The organism is Streptomyces sp. NPDC047061 (assembly GCF_040643955.1).
GTDB lineage: Bacteria > Actinomycetota > Actinomycetes > Streptomycetales > Streptomycetaceae > Streptomyces.
Genome location: NZ_JBEYVI010000009.1, coordinates 220,301 through 241,763 on the forward strand (window position 1 = coordinate 220,301; position 21,463 = coordinate 241,763).

The following is a 21,463-nucleotide window of genomic DNA, read 5'->3' on the forward strand; positions in this document are numbered from 1 at the left end:
CATGCGCAGGGTGCTCATCGCCAACCGAGGCGAAATCGCCGTACGCGTGGCCAGAGCCTGCCGGGACGCCGGGATCGCGAGCGTCGCCGTCTACGCGGACCCGGACCGGGACGCCCTGCACGTCCGGGTCGCCGACGCGGCCTTCGCCCTCGGCGGTGACACCCCGGCCACCAGCTACCTGGACATCGCGAAGGTCCTGCGGGCCGCCCGGGAGACCGGGGCGGACGCCGTCCACCCCGGCTACGGGTTCCTGTCCGAGAACGCCGAGTTCGCGCAGGCGGTCCTGGACGCGGGCCTGACCTGGATCGGTCCGCCGCCGTCCGCCATCCGCGACCTCGGTGACAAGGTGGCGGCCCGGCACATCGCCCAGCGCGCCGGTGCCCCGCTGGTGGCCGGCACCCCGGATCCCGTCGCGGGCGCCGACGAGGTCGTGGCGTTCGCCGAGGAACACGGTCTCCCGATCGCCATCAAGGCGGCCTTCGGCGGCGGCGGGCGCGGGCTGAAGGTCGCCCGGACCCTGGAGGAGGTGCCGGAGCTCTATGAGTCGGCGGTGCGTGAGGCGGTGGCCGCCTTCGGCCGCGGCGAGTGCTTCGTGGAGCGCTACCTGGACCGGCCGCGGCACGTCGAGACGCAGTGCCTCGCGGACCGGTACGGCAACGTGGTCGTCGTATCGACCCGTGACTGCTCGCTGCAGCGCCGCCACCAGAAGCTGGTGGAGGAGGCTCCGGCACCGTTCCTGACGCCGGAGCAGACCGCCGAGCTGTACCGGGCGTCCAAGGCCATCCTGCGCGAGGCCGGCTATGTCGGCGCGGGAACCTGCGAGTTCCTCGTCGGGCAGGACGGCACGGTCTCCTTCCTGGAGGTCAACACCCGCCTCCAGGTGGAGCACCCGGTGACCGAGGAGGTCGCCGGCATCGACCTGGTCCGCGAGATGTTCCGGATCGCCGACGGCGAGGAACTCGGCTACGGCGACCCCGAACTGCGCGGCCACTCCTTCGAGTTCCGCATCAACGGCGAGGACCCGGGCCGGGGCTTCCTGCCCGCGCCGGGCACGGTGACGGCCTTCGAGCCGCCGTCCGGACCGGGGGTACGGCTGGACGCCGGCGTGGAGTCGGGCAGCGTGATCGGCCCGGCCTGGGACTCGCTGCTCGCCAAGCTGATCGTCACCGGCCGCACCCGCGCGGAGGCGCTGCAGCGGGCCGCGCGGGCGCTCGACGAGTTCCGCGTGGAGGGGATGGCCACGGCGATCCCGTTCCACCGGGCGGTGGTACGCGATCCGGCGTTCGCCCCGGCCGAGGGGCCGTTCACGGTCCACACCCGGTGGATCGAGACCGAGTTCGTCAACGACATCGAAGCCTTCACGGCGGCCCCGGCCGCCGGTTCCGAGACGGCGGAGGCCGGCCGGGAGACGGTGGTCGTCGAGGTCGGCGGGCACCGGCTGGAGGTCTCGCTGCCGACGGTGCTGGGCCGGGTACCGGACCGGCCGCTCGTGGGGGCCGCCGCCGCGCCCCGGTCCCGCCGCCGCAACGCCGGCGGTTCGGCGCCCGCCGCCTCCGGGGACACGCTCACCTCTCCGATGCAGGGCACCGTCGTCAAGATGGCCGTCGCCGAGGGGCAGCCGGTCGAGAAGGGCGACCTGGTCGTCGTACTCGAAGCCATGAAGATGGAGCAGCCGCTCACCGCGCACCGCTCCGGCACCGTGACCGGGATCGCCGCCGAGGTGGGGCAGGCCCTCGCCGCCGGCGCCACGGTCTGCGACATCAAGGACTGATCGCTTTGGCCGCACTCACCTACACCGACGCCATGAACGGCGCCCTGGAGCGGCTGCGCTCCGTGGGGTACGAGCACGGGCGCAGCTTCGTCAACCACGCCCCGATGGCCGCCGAGGCCCTGGCCCACATGGGGTACGCCGAGGAGGTGCCCGGCTGGGTGGAGGGCCATCTGCGCAGCCACACCTTCCACGACGTGCCCGAGCGGCGGTTCACCCTCGACCCGGCCGACGAGGCCGACTGGCGGCAGGCGCTCGGCGCGTTCGGCCGGGTCGCCGACTGGACCACCCTGTTCGAGCGCGAGCTGGCCGAGGGCGCGTGGACCGACGTCCTGGCCCGCTGGTGGCCCCGGCTGCTGCCCGGCATGTCCGGGGTGCTCACGCACGGGGTGATCCGCACCGCCCACGCGGTCCGGGCGGTGGTCACCGCCGGGCCCGACCACCGCCTGCAACTGGCCGAGCTGGCCCAGGGGTTGGGGTACTGGGCGGCCCGGTACGCGGAGGGCGGAGTCGTGGTCCAGGTGGGCAAGGGAGAGGGCGAGGGCGACGGCGGTGGCGTCGTACGGGCGCTGGACGAGCTCGTCGCCGAGTTCTCCGGGATCTACGCCACGCTCTCCCTCCCGCACCCGATCCCGCTGATCCACTCGGTCACCGGGCCCGCCGCCGTACGGCTGGTGGTGGAGCACCTGCCGCAGGACCAGCGGTGGCCGTCGTACCGGGTGGCGCGGGCCGTCAGCCGCACGATGCTCGACTGGTTCCACGCCGTGCCCCGGCCCGCGGCCCCGCTGCCGGACGCCTCCGACCCGGCCGACCTGTTCGCCGAGGCCGTCCGGATCGGCGACGAGCACGCCATCAAGCTCGCCGAAGTCGCCGTACGGCACGAGGCGCTGGCGCCCGACCCGCGGCACGCGGCGGCCGCGCACGCGGCCAACCGGGCGATCGGGCGCCTGTACCGCTGACAGTTCGTCTTCGCCGACGGTCTCCCCGACGGGGCCGTACGGAACCGTTCCCGAGGAGTGTCATGGACGCACAAGTCATCGTCGTGGGCGCCGGGCCGGCCGGCATGATGCTCGCGGGCGAGCTACGGCTCGCGGGCGCCGAGGTCATCGTCCTGGAGAAGCTGCCCGCGCGCACCGGCGAGTCGCGCGGCCTCGGCTTCACCGCCCGCACCATGGAGGTCTTCGACCAGCGCGGACTGCTGCCCCGCTTCGGGGACATCGAGGTCAGCAACGTGGGCCACTTCGGCGGCCTGCCGGTCGACTTCGGTGTCCTCGACGGCGCCCACCAGGCCGCCAAAACGATCCCGCAGTCGGTCACCGAGACCGTCCTGGAGGAGTGGGCCGGCCGGCTCGGCGCGGACATCCGGCGCCGCCACGAGGTGCTGTCCGTCAAGGAGAAGGAGGACAGCGTCGAGGTCGAGGTGCGCGGCCCCGAGGGCGTGCACCGGCTGCGCGCCGAGTACCTCGTGGGCTGCGACGGCGGTCGCTCCACCATCCGCAAGGCCGCCGGGTTCGACTTCCCGGGGACACCGTCGACGCTGGAGATGTACCTCGCCGACGTGAAGGGCATCGAGCTGGAGCCCCGGATGATCGGGGAGACCCTGCCCGGCGGGATGGTCATGGTCGGTCCGCTGCCCGGCGGCATCACCCGGCTGATCATCTGCGAGCGCGGCACCCCGCCGCAGCGCCGCGAGAAGCCGCCGACCTGGGCGGAGGCCGCGGCGGCCTGGCAGCGTCTGACCGGCGACGACATCGCGCACGCCGAGGCGGTGTGGGTGTCGTCGTTCGGCGACGGCACGAGGCTCGTCACCGAGTACCGGCGGGGGCGGATCCTGCTCGCCGGCGACTCCGCGCACATCCACCTCCCGGCCGGCGGCCAGGGCATGAACACCAGCATCCAGGACGCCGTGAACCTCGGCTGGAAGCTGGGGGCGGTGGTGCGGGGGCGGGCGCCCGAGGCGCTGCTCGACACGTACCACGACGAACGGCACCCGGTCGGGGAGCGGCTGATGATGAACACCCGGGCACAGGGGCTGCTGTTCCTGTCCGGGCCCGAGGTGCAGCCGCTGCGGGATGTTCTGAACGAGCTGATCCGGTATCCGGAGGTCGGCAGGCACCTGGCGGCGATGGTGTCCGGGCTTGAGATCCACTACGACGTCGACGGGGGCGCGGGCGCGCTGCTCGGGCGGCGGCTGCCGAACGTGCCGCTCACCGGGCACAAGCGGGTGGCCTCCAGCACGGAGGCGCTGCGCGGCGGGCGGGGGGTGCTGCTCGACCTCGCCGACAACGAGAGGCTGCGGGAGCGGGCCTGGGCCTGGCGGGACCGGGTGGACGTGGTGACGGCGGTGGCGGCCGAGGGCTCGCTGGGCGGTACCACGGCTGTGCTGGTGCGGCCCGACGGTTATGTGGCGTGGGTGGCGCCGGGGAGTCATGCGGATCTGCCGATGGCCCTGGAGAAGTGGTTCGGGCCTGCGAGCTGAGGCGGTGCCGGGATCTGTCGTCGTGCGGCTGCCCCGCCGTCGTGGCTGGTCGCCCAGTTCCCCGCACCCCTTTCGGGGCGCTGTCGCCGGCGCCCATCGAGACGTTCGCGCGTCCCTGACGGGGCGCTCTTCCTTGAGGAGTTTTCATGCACAGCACTCTGATCGTGGCCCGGATGGAACCGGGGAGCAGCCAGGAAGTCGCCCGGCTGTTCGGGGAGTTCGACCGGAGCGAGATGCCGCACCTCATGGGCACCCGGCGCCGTGAGCTCTTCGCCTACCGCGGGCTGTACTTCCACCTCCAGCACTTCGACACCGACAACGGCGGTGAGCTGATCGAGGAGGCCAAGAGCGACCCGCGGTTCGTGCGGATCAGCGAGGACCTGAAGCCGTTCATCCAGGCGTACGACCCCGCCACCTGGCGGTCTCCCGCCGACGCGGTCGCCACGCGCTTCTACGACTGGGAGGGCCGGGCGTGAACGCCAGGCGAGTGGTCATCACCGGGGTCGGCGTCATCGCCCCCGGCGGTGTCGGCACCAAGAACTTCTGGAACCTGCTCAGCGAGGGCCGCACCGCGACCCGCGGCATCACCTTCTTCGACCCGTCCTCCTTCCGGTCCCGGGTCGCCGCCGAGGTCGACTTCGACCCGGAGGAGCACGGACTGAGCCCGCAGGAGATACGCCGGATGGACCGGGCGGCGCAACTCGCCGTCGTCAGTGCGCGGGAGGCCCTCGCCGACAGCGGGCTCGACCTGTCCGGCGCCGACCCCTACCGGGTCGGGGTCACCATCGGCAGCGCCGTCGGCGCGACCATGGGGCTCGACCAGGAGTACCGGGTGGTCAGCGACGGCGGCCGGCTCGACCTCGTCGACCACACCTACGCCGTCCCGCACCTCTACAACTACCTGGTGCCCAGCTCCTTCGCGGCCGAGGTCGCCTGGTCGGTGGGGGCGGAGGGCGCGGCCACGGTCGTGTCCACCGGCTGCACCTCGGGCCTGGACTCCGTGGGCCACGCCGTCGAGCTGATCCGGGAGGGCTCGGCCTGCGCGATGATCGCAGGCGCCACCGACGCCCCGATCTCCCCGATCACCCTGGCCTGCTTCGACGCCATCAAGGCCACCACCCCGCGCAACGACGACCCCGAGCACGCCTCCCGCCCCTTCGACGGCACCCGCAACGGGTTCGTGCTGGGGGAGGGGTCGGCCGTCTTCGTCCTGGAGGAGCTGGAGGCCGCGAAGCGGCGGGGCGCGCACATCTACGCCGAGATCGCCGGGTACGCCTCCCGCTGCAACGCCTTCCACATGACCGGACTGCGGCCCGACGGCGCGGAGATGGCCGAGGCCATCACGGTCGCCCTCGACGAGGCACGGCTCGCCCCCGAGGCGATCGACTACATCAACGCGCACGGCTCCGGCACCAAGCAGAACGACCGGCACGAGACCGCCGCGTTCAAGAAGAGCCTCGGCGACCACGCCTACCGGACCCCGGTCTCCTCGATCAAGTCGATGGTCGGGCACTCGCTCGGCGCGATCGGCTCCATCGAGATCGCCGCGTCCGTCCTCGCCATGGAGCACAACGTCGTGCCCCCGACGGCCAACCTGCACACCCCCGACCCCGAGTGCGACCTGGACTACGTGCCGCTCACCGCCCGCGAGCACCGCACCGACGCGGTGCTCACCGTGGGCAGCGGGTTCGGCGGCTTCCAGAGCGCGATGGTGCTCGCCCGACCCGACAGGAGCGCGGCCGCATGAGCGCACGGACCGTGGTGACCGGGCTCGGCATCGCCGCGCCCAACGGCCTGGGTACGGCGGACTACTGGGCCGCCGCCCGCGCCGGGAAGAGCGGGATCGGCCGCATCACGCGGTTCGAGCCGTCCGGGTACCCGGCGAAACTCGCCGGCGAGGTGCCCGGGTTCAGCGCCGGGGAGCACCTGCCGAGCCGGCTGCTCGCCCAGACCGACCACATGACCCGCCTCGCGCTCGTCGCGACCGACTGGGCGCTGGCCGACGCCGACGTCAGCCCGGCCGACCTGCCCGCCTACGACATGGGCGTCGTCACCGCCAGCTCCTCCGGCGGCTTCGAGTTCGGGCAGGGCGAGCTGCAGAAGCTGTGGAGCCAGGGCAGCCAGTTCGTCTCGGCATACCAGTCGTTCGCCTGGTTCTACGCCGTCAACAGCGGCCAGATCTCCATCCGCAACGGGATGAAGGGCCCGAGCGGGGTCGTCGTCTCCGACCAGGCCGGCGGCCTTGAGGCCCTGGCCCACGCGCGCCGGCAGATCCGCAAGGGCACACAGCTCATCGTCTCCGGGGCGATCGACGCGTCCATCTGCCCGTGGGGGTGGGTGGCCCAGCTCGCCAGCGACCGGCTCTCCACGTCGGAGGAGCCGGACCGGTCCTACCTGCCGTTCGACTCCGCGGCGGCCGGGCACGTGGCCGGCGAGGGCGGGGCGATCCTGATCCTGGAGGCCGAGGAGACGGCCGTACGGCGGGGCGCCCGGGTGTACGGCGAGATCGCGGGGTACGGCGCGACGTTCGACCCGGCGCCGGGGAACGGGCGGCCGCCGGGGCTGCGCAAGGCGATCGAGCTGGCCCTCGCGGACGCGGGCGCCGACGCGGCCGACGTCGACGTGGTGTTCGCCGACGCGGCGGCCGTGCCGGAGCTGGACCGGGTGGAGGCCGATGCGCTGAGCGACGTGTTCGGGCCGCACGGGGTGCCGGTGACCGCGCCGAAGACGATGACCGGGCGGCTGTACTCGGGGGCGGCGCCGCTGGACGTGGCGACGGCGCTGCTCGCCGCCCGGGACGGGGTGGTGCCGGCGACGGTGAACGTCTCGCCGGAGGCGGGCTACGACCTCGACCTGGTGGTGGGGGAGCCGCGGCAGACGGAGGTGCGCACGGCACTGGTGCTGGCCCGCGGGTACGCCGGGTTCAACTCGGCGATGGTCGTGCGGGCGTAGAGCTTCCCAGACCGCAGGGGCGGGCGTCGTGGTCCGGCCGCGGCCCGGTGGGGGTTGCTCGCGCAGTTCCCCGCGCCCCTTACGGGGCGCTGCCCAGCCGCCCCTTCCCAGCTACCCAGCTGCGGGCAGGCGTGCCGCAGGGCGGCACGGGTGGGCGCAGCGGCACCCTGCCAGCGCCGGTAAGCGTCCCCACCCCCCGGCCCCAGCCCCCACCGACCTCACCCCCCCAAGACCCGCCCGTCCTCCGGTCTCTCCAACAGGGCGGGCGTTCCCATTCGCAGTCGTGAAAGGAAGATCACCGTGGCCACCCAGTCCTTCACCCTCGACGACCTCAAGCGGATCCTGCTGGAGGCCGCCGGCGCCGATGAGAGCGTCGATCTCGACGGGAACATCCTCGACACCGACTTCGAGGAGCTCAGCTACGAGTCGCTCGCCATCCTGGAGACCTGCGGGCGCATCGAGCGGGAGTACGACATCACGCTCGACGACACCGTGGTGACCGAGGCCAAGACACCCCGTGAGCTGCTCGCCGTCGTCAACACGCAGCTCGGTGACGTCGCCGCCACCGCGGCCTGACCGACCTCTCTCCACCCCCCTCCGGCCGCCGGCGCCCGTCCTGACCGGGCGCCGGCGGCTCCCCCATGCCCTGAAAGGGATCGGCAGACATGTCCGAACAGCAGCAGAGGGTCGCCCTGGTCTCCGGGGCCACCAGCGGAATCGGTCTCGCCACGGCGCGGCTGCTGGCCCGGCAGGGCCACCGCGTCTTCATCGGCTCCCGCGACGACGGGAACGTCGAGCGGACCGTCAAGGAACTGCGTGCAGAGGGGCTCGACGTCGACGGGACGGTCCTCGACGTGCGGTCCGCGCTGTCCATCGAGAACTTCGTGCGGGCCGCCGTCGAGCGGTACGGCACCGTCGACGTGCTGGTCAACAACGCCGGGCGGTCCGGCGGCGGCGTGACCGCCGACATCGACGACGAGCTCTGGTACGACGTCGTCGAGACCAACCTCAACAGCGTCTTCCGCCTCACCCGCGCCGCCCTCACCACCGGCGGCATGCGGGAGAAGAGCCGGGGGCGGATCATCAACATCGCGTCCACGGCCGGGAAGCAGGGCGTCGTGCTCGGGGCGCCGTACTCCGCGTCCAAGCACGGCGTCGTCGGGTTCACGAAGGCCCTCGGCAACGAACTGGCCCCCACCGGCATCACCGTCAACGCCGTCTGCCCGGGGTATGTCGAGACGCCCATGGCACAGCGCGTGCGCGCCGGATACGCCGCCGCCTACGACACCAGCGAGGACGCCATCCTCGACAAGTTCACGGCGAAGATCCCGCTCGGCCGCTATTCGACCCCGGACGAGGTCGCCGGTCTTGTCGGCTACCTCGCCTCCGACACCGCCGCCTCCATCACCGCGCAGGCCCTCAACGTCTGCGGCGGCCTCGGCAACTTCTGAAAACCCCGGCACCCTCTAGGAGTTCACCCATGTCCGAGCCGAAGGAAGTCGAGCACGAGGTCACGATCTCGGCGCCGGCCGCCGAGGTCTACCGGCTGATCGCCGACGTGGCCAACTGGCCGCGGATCTTCCCGCCGACCATCTACGTCGACCACCTGGAGCGCTCCGGCGACGAGGAGCTGATCGGGATCTGGGCCACCGCCAACGGCGAGGCCAAGAACTGGACCTCGCGCCGGGTGCTGGACCCCGAGGCCCTGCGGATCACCTTCCGGCAGACCGTCTCCACCCCGCCCGTCGCGACCATGGGCGGCACCTGGATCATCGAGCCGGCCGGCGCGGGGGCCTCGCGCGTGCGGCTGCTGCACGACTACACCGCCGTCGACGACGACCCGGCGGGGCTCGCCTGGATCGACGAGGCCGTCGACCGCAACTCCCGTTCCGAGCTGGCCGCGCTGCAGGCGAACGTCGAACTCGCCACCGCTTCGGAGGAGTTGACCTTCTCCTTCGAGGACACCGTCCAGGTCGACGGTTCCGCCAAGGACCTCTACGACTTCGTCAACGAGGCCGACCGCTGGTCCGAGCGGCTGCCGCACGTGGCGACCGTCCGGCTCACCGAGGACACCCCGGGCCTGCAGACCCTGGAGATGGACACCCGCGCCAAGGACGGCTCCACGCACACCACCAAGTCCTACCGGGTCTGCCTGGAGGGACGGAAGATCGCCTACAAGCAGACCACCCTGCCGGCCCTGATGAACCTGCACACCGGCTACTGGACCTTCCGCGAGACCGACGAGGGCACCTTCGCCTCCTCGCAGCACACCGTCGTGCTGCGCCCCGAGAACATCGAGAGGATCCTCGGGCCGGAGGCCGGGGTCGCCGAGGCCCGCGCCTACGTGCAGGGCGCGCTCAGCACCAACAGCCGCGCCACCCTGAACCACGCCAAGGCGTACGCCGAAGCGAGGCGCTGACCGATGGCCGGTGCCGACGCGGTCGACACGCACGTCCTGGTGGTCGGCGCCGGACCCGTCGGGCTGATGCTCGCCGGGGAACTCCGCCTCGGCGGCGCCGACGTGACCGTCCTGGAACGGCTGGCCGCCCCGACGACGGAGTCCCGGGCGTCCACCCTGCACGCCCGCACGATGGAACTGCTGCTCCAGCGCGGCCTGCTGGACGGCCCCGGCGGCTTCGCCGACCCCGAGCCGCCGCCCGACGAGCCCCGCGGCCACTTCGGCGGCCTCCCCCTCGACCTCACCCTCCCCAGCAGCCACCCCGGCCAGTGGAAGGTCCCGCAGACCCGCACCGAGGAACTCCTCGGTGCGTGGGCGCGGCGGCTGGGGGCGCACGTACTGCGCGGGCACGAGGTCTTCGCCCTCACGCAGCACCCGGACCACGTGACCGTCGTGACCGAACACCAGGGGCACCGACGGGAGTTCACGGCCCGGTACGTCGTCGGCTGCGACGGCGAGCACTCCGCCGTACGACGGCTCGCCGGCATCCCCTTCCCCGGCGACGCCGCCGGACGGGAGCTGATCCGCGCCGACGTCGACGGCATCGACATCCCGAACCGGCGCTTCCAGCGGCTGCCGGACGGGCTCGCCATCGCCGCCCGGCGCGGGGACGGCGTCACCCGGGTGATGGTCCACCGGTTCGGCACCCCGCCGCGCACCGCACAGGCCCGCTTCGCCGACATCGTGACCGCCTGGCGGGACGTCACCGGCGAGGACATCGGCCACGGCACCCCGCTGTGGGTGAACTCCTTCGGCGACGCCTCCCGGCAGGCCGAGTGCTACCGCGCGGGCCGGGTGCTGCTCGCCGGGGACGCGGCCCACCAGCAGATGCCGATCGGCGGCCAGGCCCTCAACCTCGGCCTCCAGGACGCCGTGAACCTCGGCTGGAAACTCGCGGCCACCGTCCTCGGCCGGGCTCCGGCGGGACTCCTTGACACCTACCACGACGAACGGCACACCGTCGGACGCCGCGTCCTGTCCGCCATCCGCGCCCAGGCCCGGCTGCTGCTCGGCGGGCCCGAGGTGGAGCCGCTGCGCTCGGTGATCGGCGAACTCACCTCGTACGAGAAGGTCCGGGCCCACCTCGCCGGGACGATCAGCGGCCTCGACGTGCGCTATGGGCATGCCGGGCACGACGGCGGGGAGGCGCTGGTCGGCTCACGGCTGCCGGACGTCCGGCTCGACTCCGGGGCGACCACGGCCGAACTGCTGCGCTCCGCCCGCGGGTTGCTGCTCGTGACGGACCCGGCGCTGGCCGGGGCGGCGGAGGACCGGTCGGCGTCCGTCGACACGGTCGTCACCCGTCCCGCCGGCCTCCTCGACGGCCTCGCCGCCGTGCTCGTACGGCCGGACGGCTACGTCGCCTGGGCCGGTGCCGCCCCGGCGGACGGCCTGCACGAGGCCCTCGGCCGCTGGTTCGCACCCGACCCACACCCCTCCCACACACCACAACCGACCGTCAGGAGAAGGAAGATGGGCAACCTGACCGGAAAGACGGCCCTTGTCACCGGCGCCAGCCGGGGCATGGGCCGGGCCACCGCCGAACGGCTCGCCGCCGACGGCGCCCTGGTCGCCGTGCACTACGGCAGCAGCGAGGAGGCCGCCGCCGAGGTGGTCGCCGGGATCGAGAAGGACGGCGGACGGGCGTTCGCCGTCGGGGCCGAACTGGGCACCCCCGGTGACGTCCACGAGCTGTTCCTCGCCCTGGAGGCGGGACTCAAGGAGCGCACCGGCGAGACCGAGCTGAACATCCTCGTCAACAACGCCGGGGTGATGGGCGGGGTCAAGGCCGAGGACACCACCCCCGAGCAGTTCGACCGGATCTTCGCCGTCAACGCCAGGGCGCCGTTCTTCGTCATCCAGCGGGCGCTGGCCGACATGCCCGACGGCGGCCGGATCGTGAACATCTCCTCCGGGCTGACCCGGTTCGCCAACCCGGACGAGATCGCCTACGCCATGAGCAAGGGGGCCGTCGAGCAACTGGCGCTGCACTTCGCCAAGTTGCTGGGCCCGCGCGGGATCACCGTGAACAGCGTCGCGCCGGGCATCACCCGCAACGGCAACCCGCTGTTCGACATCCCCGAGGCCGTCGAGGCCATGTCCGCGCTGTCCGCCTTCAACCGCGTCGGTGAACCGCAGGACGTCGCCGACGTCGTCGCCTTCCTCGTCTCCGACGACGCCCGCTGGGTCACCGGCTCCTTCGTCGACGCGAGCGGCGGCACGCTCCTGGGGTGACGCGGTGACCAGGACCCTTCCGTCACCGGTCGCGGCCGGCCCGGACGAGCGGTTCGGCCCCCGGCTGTGGGGGCTGCTGCTCGTCCTCGCCGGCAACATGCTCATCGACGCGCTGGAGGTGTCCGTGGCGGTGGTGGCGCTGCCCGCCATCGGCACGGACCTGGGACAGCCGCCGACCGTCACCCAGTGGGCGATGACCGGCTTCGCCGCCGGCTTCGGCGGCCTGCTCCTCTTCGGCGCCCGCGTGGTCACCCTCCTCGGCCGCCGCCGCGTCTACCTCGCGGCCCTCCTCGCCTTCGCCGCCGCCTCCGCACTCAGCGCCCTCGCCCACGACCCCTGGCTCCTCCTCACCACCCGCCTGCTCAAGGGCTTCTGCGCGGCTCTCACCGCCCCCACCGGCCTGGCCATCATCACCAGCCACTTCCCGGAGGGCCGCCCCCGCTCCCGAGCGGTCTCCGTCTACACCCTCTTCGGCGCAGGCGGCTTCACCACAGGCCTCCTCCTCTCCGGCTGGCTGACAGAGACCTCCTGGCGCTGGGCCTTCGCGTTCCCGGCCCCGGTGGTGCTGGTGCTGTTCGCGTGTGGCCTGCGCCTGATACCGGGTGCTCCAGGAGGCGACCAGAGCAGCGCCCCAAAGGGGCGCGGGGAACTGCGCGACCAGCCCCCACCGGTCCGCACCATCACCACAACGGCCAGCCGCTACGACATCCCAGGCGCCCTCACCTTCCTGGGAGCCCTCCTGGCCCTCGTCCAAGGCATCACCCAACTCCCCACCCACAACTGGAGCGACCCGAGAGCCGTCGGGCCGCTCTGCACCGCCGCCCTCCTCCTGCTGGCCTTCTGGCAGATCGAGCGACGCGCAACCGCCCCCCTCCTGAACATCGCCCCCTCGCTGCGCGGCAACCCCGCCCTCATCCGCTCCGCCGCCGGCGCCGCCTGTCTCAACGGCTCCTACCTGGGTCTCCTGTTCGTCCTGACGTACCAGACCCAGACCCTCGCCGGCTGGTCCCCCCTCCGCACGGCGCTCGCCCTGCTCCCCGCCGCTGCGCCCCCGGCGCTCACCGCGCTGGCCTCCGGCCGCCTGGTCGGCACGTTCGGCGCCCCCCGCCTCATCGTGGCCGGCGCCGCCTGCGCCTTCGCGGGCGGACTGCTCCAACTCCGCCCGCACTCCTGGCCGTTGGACTACCCGGGCCGGATGCTCCCCACGCTCCTGCTCGTCGGCACCGCCTTCGTGCTCTCCTTCGCCGCACTCAACATGCAGGCGATGTCCCGCCTCACCCCCGCCGACCGGCTCACCGGCAGCGGCCTGTACCAGACGGCCGTACAGCTCGCCGCGGTCCTCGCGATCGCGCTCGTCGCCGCCCTGCTCGCCGCCCACGCGCCGGCTCCCGGCGCGGGTCCTGCCGCCGCGGCCGCCGCCTGCCGGCCGGCGCTGACCCTGGTCGCCGCCCTCGGCTTCCTGGGCCTGTCCGTCGGCCTCACCGGCCTGATCCGCACCCCACCCTCCTCACTCCACCACGGGGAATGACCATGGACCAGACAACGCAGACCTGGGTCTTCGACGACCTGGACGACGAACTCGACGATCTGGACTACGAGTTCGAGCGCGACCGGATCGTCGAGGTGGTGCCGCCCAGCCTCGCGCACCTCGCCTCCGTCGGCCTCGCCGAGCGCACCCGGCTCATCGACGCGTACGTCCGCGGCGAACTCGCCCGGGTGCTGCGGGTGGCGCCGGACAGCATCGACACCGTGGGCCGCCCGATGAACAGCCTCGGCATCGGGTCCATCAACGGCCTGGAACTCCAGCGCCGGATGGAGGCCGCGCTGTGCGTCGACGTCAACCTCAACCGGCTGCTGCGCGCCAACAGCGCCGCCGAGCTGGTCGACTGCCTCGCCGGACAGCTCGGCCCGGAGGACAGCCCGCACAAGCACGCCGGCCGCAGCGAGCACCACCTGGTCACGCACGACCTGCCGAGCCCGAGGTGATCGGGGGGATGCCGGTCCTGGAGTTCGGCACGGCCACCCTTGCCGCCGCGCCGGGACCGCCCGCCGCCGGGCAGCTGGACGTCTGGCTGATCCGCCGGGCGGCCCTGGAGACCGCGGCCGAGCTGCTCGACCTGTCCGAGCTGAGCGAGCCGGAGCGGCGCCGGACCGCGTCCTTCGTCCGGCCCACGGACGGGGTGACGTACGCCTCCGCCCATGTCGCCCTGCGCCGGCTGCTCGGCGCCTATCTGGGGCTGCCTCCGCAGGACGTGCCGTTCGTGCGGGAGCCCTGCCCGGGCTGCGCCGGGCCGCACGGCCGGCCGGCGGTCGCCCACCCCGACCCGCCGCTGCACTTCTCCCTCGCGCACAGCCACGGCATGGCCGTGGTCGCAGTCTCCCGTACGGTCGTCGGCGCCGACGTGGAGCGGCTGCCGCGGGCCGAGACCGTCGAGGTCTGCACCCCGGCGCTGCACCCGGGGGAGCAGGCGGAGCTGGCGGCGCTCGACGACGCCGGGGAACGGCGCGCGGCCTTCGGCCGGTTGTGGACCCGCAAGGAGGCCTATCTCAAGGCGCTCGGCACCGGGCTCTCCCGCGACCCCGGCCACGACTACCTGGGCGCCGACCCGCACCGCAGGCCGGCCGGCTGGACGCTGCTCGACCTGCCGTCCGGGCCCCGGCACAACGCGGCCGTCGCGGTGCGCGGCGCGGCGCCCGAACAGGTCACCGTGCGCTGGGTGCCGCCGACCGCGCTGTTCGCGGGCGAGACGGTCGACCTGGACACCGACGGGACGGTGGGCGTGCCCGTGACCGTGCCTGTGGGCGTGACCACCCGAGTATCCGACTGGGGAGCGTGACCCGCCAATGTCACTCGAACAGAAAGCCGATCGTGAGGCCGACCGTGGGGTCGATCGTGAGGCCGGCCGCCCGAGCCTGCACGACCGCGAGCACCGCGGCCAGTGGACCGCCGCCGAGCGCATCGAGGAGCTCGGCCTGATGAAGGAGGCCGCCCGGCACGGCGACCCCCTCGCCACCGAGCGCCAGCACGCCAAGGGCAAGCTCACCGCGTACGAACGTATCGAACTCCTGCTCGACGAGGGGTCGTTCAACGAGGTCGAGATGCTCCGCCGGCACCGCGCCACCGGCTTCGGCCTGGAGAAGAAGCGGCCGTACACCGACGGGGTGATCACCGGCTGGGGCACGGTCCACGGCCGTACCGTCTTCGTCTACGCGCACGACTTCCGCATCTTCGGCGGCGCCCTCGGCGAGGCCCACGCCCAGAAGATCCACAAGATCATGGACATGGCCATGGCGGCGGGGGCACCCCTGGTGTCGCTCAACGACGGCGCAGGCGCCCGGATCCAGGAGGGCGTCTCGGCACTCGCCGGCTACGGCGGCATCTTCCAGCGCAACACCCGCGCCTCCGGGGTGATCCCGCAGATCAGCGTGATGCTCGGACCCTGCGCGGGCGGCGCCGCCTACTCGCCCGCCCTGACCGACTTCGTGTTCATGGTGCGGGACATCTCCCAGATGTTCATCACCGGACCGGACGTGGTGAAGGCGGTGACCGGCGAGGAGATCACCCAGAACGACCTCGGCGGCGCCGACGTCCACGCCGGTGCCTCGGGCGTGGCCCACTTCGCCTACGACGACGTGCGCGGCTGCATGGAGGACGTGCGGCACCTGCTGTCGCTGCTGCCGTCCAACAACCGTGACCTGCCGCCCCGTTCGGGGACCACCGACCCGGCCGACCGCCGCACCGACCGGGTGGTGGAGCTGGTCCCGGACGACCCCGGGCGGGTCTACGACATCCGGACCGTCATCGAGGAGATCGTCGACGACGGCGACTACTTCGAGATCCAGCCCGGCTGGGCCACCAACGTGGTGTGCGCGCTGTCCCGGCTGGACGGCGAGGTCGTCGGCCTCGTCGCCAGCCAGCCGGCCTCGTTCGCCGGGGTCCTGGACATCGACGCCAGCGAGAAGGCGGCGCGGTTCGTGCAGTTCTGCGACGCCTTCAACATCCCGCTGGTCACCCTGATCGACGTACCGGGCTTCCTGCCGGGCGTGGACCAGGAGCACAACGGCATCATCCGGCGCGGTGCCAAGCTGCTCTACGCGTACTGCAACGCCACCGTGCCGCGGATCTCCCTGGTGCTGCGCAAGGCGTACGGCGGCGCGTACATCGTCATGGACTCCCGGTCCATCGGCACCGACCTCGCCCTCGCCTGGCCGTCCAACGAGATCGCCGTGATGGGCGCGGAGGGCGCGGCGAACGTCATCTTCCGCCGGGAGATCGCGGCCGCGGACGACCCCGAGTCCACCCGCGCGCAGAAGATCAAGGAGTACCAGGCAGAGCTGATGCACCCCTACTACGCGGCCGAGCGCGGTCTGATCGACGACGTCATCGACCCGCGCGAGACCCGCTCCACCCTGATCCGCGCCCTCGCGATGCTCCGCAGCAAGCAGGCCGACCTGCCGTGCCGCAAGCACGGCAACCCACCGCAGTGAGCGGCCTGGAGAGCAGGGAGGGCGCGCGGGGCGCGGAGGGCACGGACGGCGCGGAGGGGACGGACGGTGCCCTGGTCATCAGGGTCGTGAAGGGGCAGGCGAGCCCCGCCGAGCTCGCCGCCCTCACCACCGTCCTGCTCACCCGCGCCGCCGCCCTGGCCGCGGTGGACCCCTGCCCCCTGGAGCCCCGCCCGGTGGCCGGCTGGCGCCGCCCGGAACGCCTCGCGACCCACCGCGACCCCCGCGGCTGGCGCCTCACCGGCGGCCGGGCAGCATGACAACCGCCTGGACAGCGCCCCCGTAGGGGCGCGGGGAACTGCGCGACCAGCCCCGACGGCGCCGCAGCCGCTCACCGGCCAGCCGCGGCACTCCCCGCCGACCGGCGCCCCCATCCCCGACAGAACCGGAGTCCCGGCCCCCATGACCTCCCCCTCCCTCGACCGCACCGACACGGTCGCCGAACTCCGCTCCGAACTCGACGCCCTGCGCGCCGAGTTCGGGGCCCTCGCCGACCGCGCGGCGGTCGCCGAGCTGGTCGACCGGTACATCACCCTGCTCGACACCCAGGACGACCACGGCTTCGACCCCACCTGGCCGGCCACGGTCTTCACCCCGGACTGCCGCCTGGAGTTCCCGGTCGGCGCCGTCGAGGGCCGCGAGCGGGCCGCCGCCTTCCACCACGACCGCAAGTCCCGCTTCGCCCGCACCCACCACCTGGCCGCCAACTACGGCATCCGGGTGTCGGGGGACACCGCCCGGATCCGCGTCCACCTCGTCGCGTCCCACGTGCACCACGAGGACGGCCCGGACCCGGACGGCCGCTTCGACATCGGCGGCTACAGCGAGGGGGAGGCGGTCCGCACCGCGGACGGCTGGCGGCTGCACCGCTGGCGGTTCCGGCTGGTGTGGTCCGACGGCGCCGGTCCCCGCCCCGGCCCCGACCCCCGCGAACTGCGCAGTTCCCAGCCACGACCACGCCAGACGAAAGGACGATGAGACCGTGTCAGCCACACCGACCACCGCGCTGGACCTGGGCGCCCTGCGTGAGACCGCAGGCGACGACCGGCGGCGCGCCTTCGAGGCGTTCCTCTGCCGCAACCTGGCCCAGCACCTGGACATCCCCCCGGCCCACCGCATCGCCCGCAACCGCCCCCTCTACACCCAGGGCATCGACTCCCTCACGGCGCTGACCCTCCAGCGCACCCTGGAGGCGGCCCTGAACATCCCGGTACCGGCCCATCACCTGCTGCGCGAACAGTCGGTGGGCGAACTGGCCGAGACCCTGAGCGAGCTGGTCGACCGGACCTGAGCCCGGCACGACGCCACCGGTGGGACGACGAGCACGGCCACCGGTGGCCTCCGGCACGCCGATCCTGCGACAACGTTGTCAGTCGAGGGTGCCGGTCCGCACCCGAGCTCCGCACCGGGGCACCCGTGCCAGAATGAGGGCGCCCGCCGTTCGTCCGGTCTTCATCGAGGTTGTCCGTGTCCCAGCCCGTCGGCCGAGTGCCGCAGCGTAGCAACGCACGGTCCAACCGGGCGCGGATCCTGGCCACCGCCCGCCAGGAACTCGGCCGGAACCCCGACATCACCCTGGAGGAGCTGGCCCGCGCCTCCGGTGTCGTACGGCGCACGCTCTTCGGGCACTTCCCGGGGCGGGCCGCGCTGCTGGAAGCCCTGGCCGAGGAGGCCGCCGAGGCGCTCGAGGCCGCCCTGGCGCCGGAGGCGGAGCCCGCGGAGCCGGCCGACCGGGCCCTCGCGCGTTTCTCCCTGTCGCTCTGGCCGGTGGGCGACCGCTACCGGATGCTGCTGGCCCTCGCCCACCGGGACCTGGGCGCGGAGCGTGTCGCCGAGGTCCTCGAACCGGCCCGGGTCCGGGCCACGGCCATCGTGGAGCGCGGGCAGCGGGACGGCGTCTTCCATCCCCACCTGCCGTCCGCAGTGCTCAGCGCCGCCCTGGAGGGCATGACGATCGCCCTGCTGGAAGAGGTCAACGCCGGAGCGTTCGAGGACGACGGCACCCGCACGGCCGTCGCCACGCTCATCGCGGCCGGGGTCCCGGAGAAGCAGGCGCACACCGTGGTCGACGAGGTCGCCGCCGAGGCCGCGCCTGGGAGCGCCACCAACACCTGAGCCGGGGCTCCGGGCGTCGTCGGAGGAGCCGTCAGCAGAGGTCGGGCAGGGGGCGCCGGGCCACCTCGTGGGCGTCGTCCGGCGGTACGCCCAGCATGCGCAGGGCCATCTCGGCGAGGTTCGCCGCGGCCTCGTCGCCGTCCACCTCGGGGCGGGCGAACCGCAGCTCCACCAGGGAGAGCAGGCTGCCGCCGAGGGCGCACAGGGCCACGGTCGGGTCGACGGCGGTGAAGCGGCCGGAGGCCATGCCCACCTGGAGGTCCCGCAGCGCCCGCCTGGTCAGGCCGTTCTCGCTGTGGACGTGTTCGAGGCCGCGGCGGCGCAGGACCTGCATCAGCTCCGGGTGCGAGTCCGCCATCCGGGCGCTGAGCCGGAAACCCGCCGCGACCAGCTCCGCCGGGTCGTCGATCCCGGTCAGCCGCTCGTCGAAGGCCTGGCCGAACTCCTCCAGGGCGTCCGCCACGGCCGCCTCGAACAGCGCCGGCTTGGACTCGAAGTGGTTGTAGAAGGAGCCGAAGCCGACGTCGGCCTGCTCGGCGATCGCCTGGATGCTGGCGCTGGTGTCGCCGGTCTCGGCGAGGATCCGCCGGGCCGCGCGCACGAGCGCCTGACGGGTCTCGGCGCGGCGTCGCTCGAACCGGTTGCCGGGCGGGGCTGACGTAGACATGCCCCGAGTCTAGCCCCGGTGCCGATGACGGTCGCAGTACTGATGGATTCATCAGTTAACTCCGGGCAACATCTTGACGATGGAAATCTCATGATTGATGATTCCGTCATTACGGCGATGTTGCTCGGAGGGCACCATGTCTGAAACCGTCAGAACCGCCCATCAGGACCTCCACAGTGAGCAGGGCGCCCTGCACGGCGAGCATCCGGGCCGGTCCCGGAACCCCGTGATCAAGGTCGCGGACCTGGCCTGGCTGGAGTTCGAGAAGCCCGACCTGGACCGGGCCGAGGTCTTCGCCCGTGACTTCGGGTTCGGCATCGCCGCCCGCACGGACGGCGAGCTGTGGCTGCGCGGCACCTTCGCCGGCTCGCCGTGCATGGTGATCCGCAAGGGCCGCACCAGCCGCTTCATCGGCCCGGCCTTCCGGGCGGCCGAGCGGGCCGACCTGGACCGGCTGGCCGGGGCGACGGGGACGGCCGTACGGGCCGCGGACGTGCCCGGCGGCGGTCGCGCGGTCGACCTGCTCGACCCGTCCGGCTTCCCGGTGCGGGTCGTGCACTGCGCCGAACGGCTGCCGGCGCTCCCCGAGCAGTGGCCGCTGCTCCTCAACTCCGGCACCGACCACCGTCGCAGGAACGCCACCCAGCGCCCGCCCCGCGAGCCGTCCCGCATCCAGCGGCTCGGCCATGTGGTGCTGGAGACCCGGGTGTTCGGCCGGGCCCTGGACTGGTACCTGGACACCCTCGGCATGATCGTGTCCGACTTCCTGTTCCTGGACGGACAGCGCCACCGCGGCCCGGTCATGGCGTTCGTCCGCTGCGACCTGGGCGGCACCCCGGCCGACCACCACACCCTCGCCATGCACCTGGGCCCCGGCAGCGGATACGTCCACTCCGCCTACCAGGTGACCGACCTGGACTCGATCGCGGCCGGCGGCGAGTACCTCAAGGAGCGCGGCTACCGGCGCAGCTGGGGCATCGGCCGGCACATCCAGGGCAGCCAGCTCTTCGACTACTGGCGCGACCCGGACCGTTTCATGCTGGAGCACTTCGCCGACGGCGACCTCTTCTCCAGTGACGTCGAACCGGGCTGGGCCCCGATGTCCACGAGCGGCCTCGCCCAGTGGGGTCCGCCCGCCACCCGCGACTTCCTCGGCGCGAACCCGTCCCCACGGCGGGTCCGCGAGGTCGTCCAGGCGCTGCGCGGCGACAACGAGATGGACCCCGCCCGCCTGCTCGGCCTGCTCAGGGCCGCGAACTCCTGAGCCCTTTCACAGCGAGCCCTTCCCCAGAGAGCCCCTTCACAGAGAGCCACTTGATGAGCACCAACGTCCTGCGCACCGCCGACGGCTGGTGGGCCGTCCGCGGCGAGCGCGCCGTCCCCGTCCACACCAAGGCCGCCACCACCGCCGAACTGATCGCCGACCGCGCCGCCGTACGGGAGGCCGCGGCCTCGGGCGAGCCGGGCACACCCCTCGCCGACCTGGCCGCGCTCTCACCGGTCACCACCCCCTGCCGGGTGGTCGCCCAGATGGTCAACTACCGCAGCCACGCCGACGACTCCGGCTTCACCGGGGACATCCCGCCCGCCTTCTTCCGCAAGGCGTCCGGCTCGGTCAGCGGCCCCGGCGAGGCCATCCGCAGGCCCCCGCACGTCGCCCTCCTCGACTACGAGGTCGAACTGGGCCTGGTCATGGGCGCCCCGCTGCCCGTCGGCACCGTGGTGGAGGAGCGGGACCTGCCGTCGTACGTCGCCGGACTCGTCGTCACCGACGACGTCAGCGCCCGGGACGTGCAGCTCACCAGGACGCAGTTCTACGAGAGCAAGTCCTACCCCACCTTCACGCCCACCGGGCCGTACCTCGCCCTCCTGGAGCCCGAGGACTTCGCCCGTCTGCTCGACCTGCGGCTGACCCTGCGTGTCAACGGGGAGCTGCGTCAGGACCGCACCCTCACCGACATGATCGTCCGCCCGGCGCGGGCGCTGAGCCTGCTCGCCCGCTTCCAGGCACTGGATCCGGGCGACCTGCTGCTGACCGGCACCCCGGGCGGCACCGCCCTGAAGGCACCGCCGAAGCCGGTCGAGAAGCTCGGCGCGCTGCTGCCGCCGGCCGTGAAGTGGAAGGTGTTCTTCAGGAGTCAGGCGAGGAACCCGCGCTACCTGCGCACCGGGGACGTGGTCACGGCGACGATCGCGACCCCGGACGGCCGGATCGACCTGGGCGAGCAGCGGACGGCTGTCACCGACGCGTAGGCGCTCCGCTGGGCGCGCCGACGGGTGCCG

The 21,463-nt window shown here is 73.2% G+C and carries 21 protein-coding genes; 20 read left to right on the plus strand and 1 reads right to left on the minus strand.

The genetic code is table 11. From position 1 onward, the window contains the following. Window position 1 precedes the first annotated feature (1 nt). The 18 genes from ABZ887_RS16720 (at window position 2) to ABZ887_RS16805 (ending at window position 18,513) form a co-directional block, all read left to right on the plus strand. The gene (locus tag ABZ887_RS16720; RefSeq protein ID WP_361289224.1) at window positions 2-1,771 is read left to right on the plus strand and encodes a biotin carboxylase N-terminal domain-containing protein; all 1,770 of its coding nucleotides are present in this window, start codon (window positions 2-4) and stop codon (window positions 1,769-1,771) included. Between the two features lie 5 nt (window positions 1,772-1,776). Continuing rightward, a complete protein-coding gene (locus ABZ887_RS16725) occupies window positions 1,777-2,727 on the plus strand; it encodes a hypothetical protein (protein WP_361289227.1) in 951 nt (316 codons plus the stop codon). A 62-nt stretch (window positions 2,728-2,789) separates the two neighbouring features. Next, window positions 2,790-4,247, plus strand: a complete 1,458-nt coding sequence (locus tag ABZ887_RS16730; protein WP_361289230.1) for an FAD-dependent monooxygenase — start codon at window positions 2,790-2,792, stop codon at window positions 4,245-4,247. Between the two features lie 146 nt (window positions 4,248-4,393). Beyond that, the gene (locus ABZ887_RS16735) at window positions 4,394-4,723 is read left to right on the plus strand and encodes a TcmI family type II polyketide cyclase (protein ID WP_361289233.1); all 330 of its coding nucleotides are present in this window, start codon (window positions 4,394-4,396) and stop codon (window positions 4,721-4,723) included. After that, window positions 4,720-5,994 carry a beta-ketoacyl-[acyl-carrier-protein] synthase family protein gene (locus ABZ887_RS16740; protein ID WP_361289236.1) on the plus strand — a complete coding sequence of 425 codons (1,275 nt, stop codon included), beginning with the start codon at window positions 4,720-4,722 and terminating at the stop codon, window positions 5,992-5,994. The genes ABZ887_RS16735 and ABZ887_RS16740 overlap by 4 nt, the downstream gene beginning before the upstream one ends. Continuing rightward, window positions 5,991-7,199: a ketosynthase chain-length factor gene (locus tag ABZ887_RS16745; protein WP_361289239.1), complete on the plus strand. Its 1,209-nt coding sequence runs from the start codon at window positions 5,991-5,993 to the stop codon at window positions 7,197-7,199. Before ABZ887_RS16740 ends, ABZ887_RS16745 begins: the two co-directional genes overlap by 4 nt. Window positions 7,200-7,499: 300 nt before the next feature. Continuing rightward, window positions 7,500-7,775 (plus strand): acyl carrier protein, encoded by a 276-nt coding sequence (locus ABZ887_RS16750; RefSeq protein WP_361289242.1) that lies wholly within the window; start codon window positions 7,500-7,502, stop codon window positions 7,773-7,775. An 89-nt stretch (window positions 7,776-7,864) separates the two neighbouring features. Then, entirely contained in the window at window positions 7,865-8,650 is a 786-nt protein-coding gene (gene fabG, locus ABZ887_RS16755) for a 3-oxoacyl-ACP reductase FabG (RefSeq protein ID WP_361289245.1), read from the plus strand. A gap of 29 nt (window positions 8,651-8,679) precedes the next feature. After that, window positions 8,680-9,618, plus strand: a complete 939-nt coding sequence (locus tag ABZ887_RS16760; protein ID WP_361289248.1) for an aromatase/cyclase — start codon at window positions 8,680-8,682, stop codon at window positions 9,616-9,618. A 3-nt stretch (window positions 9,619-9,621) separates the two neighbouring features. Then, a complete protein-coding gene (locus ABZ887_RS16765; protein WP_361289251.1) occupies window positions 9,622-11,892 on the plus strand; it encodes an SDR family oxidoreductase in 2,271 nt (756 codons plus the stop codon). 4 nt (window positions 11,893-11,896) lie between these two features. Beyond that, window positions 11,897-13,420, plus strand: a complete 1,524-nt coding sequence (locus tag ABZ887_RS16770; RefSeq protein ID WP_361289254.1) for an MFS transporter — start codon at window positions 11,897-11,899, stop codon at window positions 13,418-13,420. 2 nt (window positions 13,421-13,422) lie between these two features. After that, on the plus strand, window positions 13,423-13,878 hold the full coding sequence (locus ABZ887_RS16775) for an acyl carrier protein (protein ID WP_361289257.1): 456 nt from the start codon (window positions 13,423-13,425) through the stop codon (window positions 13,876-13,878). Window positions 13,879-13,886: 8 nt separating this feature from the next. Beyond that, the gene (locus tag ABZ887_RS16780; RefSeq protein WP_361289260.1) at window positions 13,887-14,729 is read left to right on the plus strand and encodes a 4'-phosphopantetheinyl transferase superfamily protein; all 843 of its coding nucleotides are present in this window, start codon (window positions 13,887-13,889) and stop codon (window positions 14,727-14,729) included. A gap of 139 nt (window positions 14,730-14,868) precedes the next feature. Next, on the plus strand, window positions 14,869-16,380 hold the full coding sequence (locus ABZ887_RS16785; RefSeq protein WP_361289333.1) for an acyl-CoA carboxylase subunit beta: 1,512 nt from the start codon (window positions 14,869-14,871) through the stop codon (window positions 16,378-16,380). Beyond that, complete coding sequence (locus ABZ887_RS16790) at window positions 16,377-16,658, plus strand: acyl-CoA carboxylase subunit epsilon (RefSeq protein ID WP_361289263.1); 282 nt, start codon at window positions 16,377-16,379, stop codon at window positions 16,656-16,658. Before ABZ887_RS16785 ends, ABZ887_RS16790 begins: the two co-directional genes overlap by 4 nt. Before the next feature lie 142 nt (window positions 16,659-16,800). Then, window positions 16,801-17,376 carry a nuclear transport factor 2 family protein gene (locus ABZ887_RS16795; RefSeq protein WP_361289266.1) on the plus strand — a complete coding sequence of 192 codons (576 nt, stop codon included), beginning with the start codon at window positions 16,801-16,803 and terminating at the stop codon, window positions 17,374-17,376. A gap of 4 nt (window positions 17,377-17,380) precedes the next feature. Next, on the plus strand, window positions 17,381-17,689 hold the full coding sequence (locus ABZ887_RS16800) for an acyl carrier protein (protein WP_361289269.1): 309 nt from the start codon (window positions 17,381-17,383) through the stop codon (window positions 17,687-17,689). A 176-nt stretch (window positions 17,690-17,865) separates the two neighbouring features. Beyond that, on the plus strand, window positions 17,866-18,513 hold the full coding sequence (locus ABZ887_RS16805) for a TetR family transcriptional regulator (RefSeq protein WP_361289272.1): 648 nt from the start codon (window positions 17,866-17,868) through the stop codon (window positions 18,511-18,513). Window positions 18,514-18,544: 31 nt separating this feature from the next. On the opposite strand, the gene ABZ887_RS16810 is transcribed toward ABZ887_RS16805, so the two are convergent. Beyond that, window positions 18,545-19,180, minus strand: coding sequence for a TetR/AcrR family transcriptional regulator (locus ABZ887_RS16810; RefSeq protein ID WP_361289275.1), 636 nt, complete (start codon window positions 19,178-19,180; stop codon window positions 18,545-18,547). A 136-nt stretch (window positions 19,181-19,316) separates the two neighbouring features. Here ABZ887_RS16810 and ABZ887_RS16815 point away from each other — a divergent pair, with 136 nt between their 5' ends. Both ABZ887_RS16815 and ABZ887_RS16820 read left to right on the plus strand, forming a co-directional pair. Then, window positions 19,317-20,444, plus strand: a complete 1,128-nt coding sequence (locus tag ABZ887_RS16815) for a VOC family protein (RefSeq protein WP_361289278.1) — start codon at window positions 19,317-19,319, stop codon at window positions 20,442-20,444. Between the two features lie 53 nt (window positions 20,445-20,497). Beyond that, window positions 20,498-21,433: a fumarylacetoacetate hydrolase family protein gene (locus tag ABZ887_RS16820; protein ID WP_361289281.1), complete on the plus strand. Its 936-nt coding sequence runs from the start codon at window positions 20,498-20,500 to the stop codon at window positions 21,431-21,433. Window positions 21,434-21,463 lie beyond the last annotated feature (30 nt).

Bases quoted from the DNA above. Each gene is read 5' to 3' on its own strand.
- ABZ887_RS16765 (WP_361289251.1), top strand. From the start codon at position 9,622: ATGGCCGGTGCCGACGCGGTCGACACGCACGTCCTGGTGGTCGGCGCC.
- ABZ887_RS16785 (WP_361289333.1), top strand. From the start codon at position 14,869: ATGAAGGAGGCCGCCCGGCACGGCGACCCCCTCGCCACCGAGCGCCAG.
- ABZ887_RS16775 (WP_361289257.1), top strand. From the start codon at position 13,423: ATGGACCAGACAACGCAGACCTGGGTCTTCGACGACCTGGACGACGAA.
- ABZ887_RS16735 (WP_361289233.1), top strand. From the start codon at position 4,394: ATGCACAGCACTCTGATCGTGGCCCGGATGGAACCGGGGAGCAGCCAG.
- ABZ887_RS16760 (WP_361289248.1), top strand. From the start codon at position 8,680: ATGTCCGAGCCGAAGGAAGTCGAGCACGAGGTCACGATCTCGGCGCCG.
- ABZ887_RS16780 (WP_361289260.1), top strand. From the start codon at position 13,887: ATGCCGGTCCTGGAGTTCGGCACGGCCACCCTTGCCGCCGCGCCGGGA.
- ABZ887_RS16745 (WP_361289239.1), top strand. From the start codon at position 5,991: ATGAGCGCACGGACCGTGGTGACCGGGCTCGGCATCGCCGCGCCCAAC.
- fabG (WP_361289245.1), top strand. From the start codon at position 7,865: ATGTCCGAACAGCAGCAGAGGGTCGCCCTGGTCTCCGGGGCCACCAGC.
- ABZ887_RS16730 (WP_361289230.1), top strand. From the start codon at position 2,790: ATGGACGCACAAGTCATCGTCGTGGGCGCCGGGCCGGCCGGCATGATG.
- ABZ887_RS16720 (WP_361289224.1), top strand. From the start codon at position 2: ATGCGCAGGGTGCTCATCGCCAACCGAGGCGAAATCGCCGTACGCGTG.
- ABZ887_RS16820 (WP_361289281.1), top strand. From the start codon at position 20,498: ATGAGCACCAACGTCCTGCGCACCGCCGACGGCTGGTGGGCCGTCCGC.
- ABZ887_RS16795 (WP_361289266.1), top strand. From the start codon at position 16,801: ATGACCTCCCCCTCCCTCGACCGCACCGACACGGTCGCCGAACTCCGC.
- ABZ887_RS16815 (WP_361289278.1), top strand. From the start codon at position 19,317: ATGTCTGAAACCGTCAGAACCGCCCATCAGGACCTCCACAGTGAGCAG.
- ABZ887_RS16810 (WP_361289275.1), bottom strand. From the start codon at position 19,180: ATGTCTACGTCAGCCCCGCCCGGCAACCGGTTCGAGCGACGCCGCGCC.